Genomic DNA, 4,089 nt, shown 5'->3' with positions numbered 1-4,089 from the left:
CGCAACCGCTCCGAGGTCGCCCCCACCACCCCCCGCGAACTCCCCGACACCGTCGAGGACGCCGCCGCCACCCCCGACCGCGAGATGCCGTGGAAGGAGCTCGGGCTCAAGGCCGACGAGTACGACCGCATCCGCGAGATCCTCGGGCGCCGCCCGACGAACGCCGAGCTCGCCATGTACTCCGTCATGTGGTCGGAGCACTGCAGCTACAAGTCCTCGAAGAAGCACCTCGCCGAGCAGTTCGGCGCCCGCACGACCGAGGAGATGAAGCGCCACCTCCTCGTCGGCATGGGTCAGAACGCCGGAGTCGTCGACATCGGCCGCGGCTGGGCCGTCACCTTCAAGGTCGAGTCCCACAACCACCCGAGCTTTGTCGAGCCCTACCAGGGCGCCGCCACCGGCGTCGGCGGCATCGTCCGCGACATCATCTCGATGGGCGCCCGGCCCGTCGCCGTCATGGACCAACTCCGCTTCGGCGCCGTCGACCACCCCGACACCGCGCGCGTCGTCCACGGCGTCGTCTCCGGCGTCGGCGGCTACGGGAACTGCCTCGGCCTGCCGAACATCGGCGGCGAGACCGAATTCGACCCCTCCTACCAGGGCAACCCACTCGTCAACGCGCTCTGCATCGGGACGCTCCGCCACGAGGACATCCACCTCGCGAACGCGGTCGGCGAGGGGAACCTCGTCGTCCTCTTCGGCGCCCGGACCGGCGGCGACGGCATCGGCGGAGCGTCGATCCTCGCCTCCGAGACCTTCGAGGACGGCATGCCGACGAAGCGCCCCTCCGTCCAGGTCGGCGACCCCTTCATGGAGAAGGTCCTCATCGAGTGCTGCCTCGACCTCTTCGCCGCGGGCGTCGTCCAGGGCATCCAGGACCTCGGCGCCGCCGGCATCTCCTGCGCGACCTCCGAGCTCGCCTCGAACGGCGACTCGGGCATGCACGTCGACCTCGAGAAGGTCCTCCTCCGCGACCCGACCCTCACCGCCGGCGAGATCCTCATGTCGGAGTCGCAGGAGCGCATGATGGCGATCGTCACCCCCGAGGACCGGGAGCGCTTCTTCGAGATCATCGACAAGTGGGACGTCGAAGCCGCGATCATCGGCGAACTCACCGGCGACGGCCGCCTGACGATCGACCACTTCGGCTCGCGCATCGTCGACGTCGACCCGAAGACCGTCGCCCACGAGGGCCCCGTCTACGACCGTCCCTACGCGCGCCCCGCCTGGCAGGACGCCCTCCAGGCCGACACGTCCGAGAATCTCCCCCACCCGCAGACGGGCGAGGAACTCGTCGCCGACATCGAGACGGTCCTCGCGGACGTCAACCAGGCGTCCAAGGCGTGGGTCACCGACCAGTACGACCGCTACGTCCAGGGCAACACCGCCCTCGCGCAGCCCGACGACGCCGGCGTCATCCGCGTCGACGAGGCCTCCGGTCTCGGCGTCGCCCTCGCGACCGACGCGAACGGCTGGTACACGAAGCTCGATCCGGCGGCCGGCGCGAAGCAGGCGCTCGCGGAGGCCTACCGGAACGTCGCGATCGTCGGCGCCGAGCCCGTCGCCATCACCGACTGCCTGAACTTCGGCAACCCCGAGGACACGGACGCGATGTGGCAGCTCGTCACCGCGATGACCGCTCTCGCCGACGGGTGCATCGCCCTCGGCGTGCCGGTGACCGGCGGCAACGTGTCGCTCTACAACTCCTCCGGAACCGAGAAGAACCTCCCGACCTCGTCGATCAACCCGACCCCCGTCGTCGGCATGCTCGGCGTCATGGAGGACGTCCGCCGCGCGAACCCCTCGGGATTCACCGAGGAGGGGCTCGCGGTCGTGCTCCTCGGCGCGACCCGCTCCGAGTTCGACGGGTCCGCGTGGGCGCGCATCCGCCACGGGCACCTCGGCGGCCTCCCGCCGGTCGTCGACTTCGACGCCGAGGTCGCCCTCGGCAACGTCGTCCGCGCCCTGACGAACGCGGACGGTCCGGACGGGCGCCCGCTCGTGCGCGCGGCTCACGACCTCTCGAACGGCGGGCTCGCGCAGAGCCTCGTCGACATGGCGCTCCGCTTCGGGATCGGCGGCTCCTTCGACCTCACCGAGGCCGAGGGGCTCACCGGGCTCACCGACTTCGAGATGCTCCTCTCCGAGTCGCAGGCCCGCGCCCTCGTCGCGGTCCCCGAGGGCGCGCTGGCCGCGGTGTACGCGGCGGCCGAGGCCGAGGGCGTGCCTGCGGCGCGACTCGGCACGACCGGCGGCGACCTGCTCGCGGTCCTCGGCAACGACCTTCTCGGCGAGGGGTCGCGCGGCTGGATCTCGGATCTGGAGGATCTGCGCGCCGCCTCCGAGGCGGCCCTGCGCGATCGGTTCTGAGGCCTCCCGGTCCGTTCCCCGGCCGACGCTCCGGCCGCTCCTGCGGCCGCCCCTCGGCCCGTCGACGGCGCTTCGCGGCGCCCGCGTCCCACCCGGCGCGGGCGCCGCGGCCGTACGCGGCTCCGGCGGCGAAGGGCGCCCCAGCGGACCTCGAGCCATCGTCGACGCTTCGGCTGAGACCTCTTCGGGAACTCGAGTCTCGGAGGTGTGGGGGAGTCCCCTGATTCCTCCCGGAAAACCCCGGGCAATCGTCGGTTGGCAGGGAACCGTCGGGCACACTGGAGTGCCGCTCTTCCGACCAGAGGAGAAACCGTGACCGCCCGCCCCGCTCCCGCCTCCGCCCTCGTCCCCGGATGCCCGTCGACCGCGGACGGCCCGCGCTCCCAGCCGATCGACGAGGGCGCGGCCGGTGCTCGCTCAGGCGTCGACACGGCCCGCCTGCGCGCCTGGGCCGTCCACGCGCTCACGATGTCCGGGCTCGTATGGGCGTGCCTCGCGGGCGTCGCCCTCATCGAGGGGCGCATCGCGTGGATGTGGCTGTGGCTCGGCATCGCGATGATCGTCGACGGGGTCGACGGGACGCTCGCGCGGCGCGCCCGCGTGAAGGAGGTCGTCCCGTGGTTCGACGGCTGCGTCCTCGACAACATCGTCGACTACCTGACGTGGACGTTCATCCCCGCGGTCTTCATGTTCCTCCATCTGCCACTCGGGCCTCGCCCGCTCGCGCTCGCAATGATGATCGTCGCGACCGTCTCGTCGGTGTTCTGCTACGCGAACGAGGGCGAGAAGTCCGCCGACTCCTACTTCGTCGGATTCCCGGCGGCGTGGAACCTCGTGGCCGTCGCGATGTACGTCCTCGGGACGCCCGCGCCCGTGAACGTCGCCGTCACGCTCGTGCTCGCTGGCCTCACCCTCGCCCCGCTCCACTTCACGCACCCCATGCGCGTTCAGCGTCTTCGAGCCGCGAACATCATCGCCTCGATCGTGTGGATCGCCGCGACCGGTGTCCTCGTCGCGCTTCACCCGGCTCGGCCCGCCTGGGCGCTCTGGGCCTTCGGGGTCTCGGCCGTCTGGTTCCTCCTCACCGGCCTCGCGCGCACGCTGCGCGGTCGGCAGGACGCCTGAGCCCCTCGCTCCTCCGGGCGCGAGGCCGGGCGTCTTGACGCGGACATCTTGACTGGGCATCTTAACGGGGGCATCTTGACGCGCGAGCTCATGCGCCTCATCCCCTCGCCGAGAGCATTACCTTGCTTCGCCGAGAGCATCACCTTCGCTCGCCGAGAGCATCACTTTGCTGGCGGTGTCAGAGGGTGAGTGCAGTGGCTGGTCGGGTTGGGGCTGGTTGTTGTGGAGGGTCGTTGTTGGTCTGGTGGGGTGCGGGTGTCGAGGTTGGCGGTGCCATGCCCCTTTCAGACGCGGGCGGCGGCTTTCCGCACGTGGGGCGGCGGGAGAGCGCCGGGCCCTCGCCGCCGAACGCCACGAAACGCCGAGCTCCCCGACAGGCGGCCGCCGGTGTGCGCCGAGACGGCGATGCAGGTTGTGCGGGCCGCCGATTCCGGGCGCTGGGCGACTTGGATCGCACACTCGACGCCCGTGCCCGCCCACAGAGCGCGCCGAGACGGCGAAGTAGGTCATGCGGGCCGCCGATTCCGGGCGCTGGGCGACTTGGATCGCACACTCGACGCCCGTGCCCGCCCACAGAGCGCGCCGAGACGGCGA

2 protein-coding genes are annotated in these 4,089 nt (G+C 71.4%); both read left to right on the top strand.

Going from position 1 to position 4,089, the window contains the following annotated elements; genetic code table 11:
* Positions 1-2,370 (top strand): phosphoribosylformylglycinamidine synthase subunit PurL (gene purL, locus DY157_RS07045; protein ID WP_235827121.1); only part of this gene is annotated, 2,370 nt, incomplete at its 5' end.
* 390 nt (positions 2,371-2,760) lie between these two features.
* Entirely contained in the window at positions 2,761-3,495 is a 735-nt protein-coding gene (locus DY157_RS07040; RefSeq protein ID WP_235827165.1) for a CDP-alcohol phosphatidyltransferase family protein, read from the top strand.
* The last annotated feature ends 594 nt before the right edge of the window (positions 3,496-4,089 follow it).

Source organism: Actinomyces culturomici (assembly GCF_900499005.1).
GTDB classification, from domain to species: domain Bacteria; phylum Actinomycetota; class Actinomycetes; order Actinomycetales; family Actinomycetaceae; genus Pauljensenia; species Pauljensenia culturomici.
Note: the sequence above shows the minus strand (reverse complement) of the source record. Positions and strands in the feature narration are given on the sequence as shown.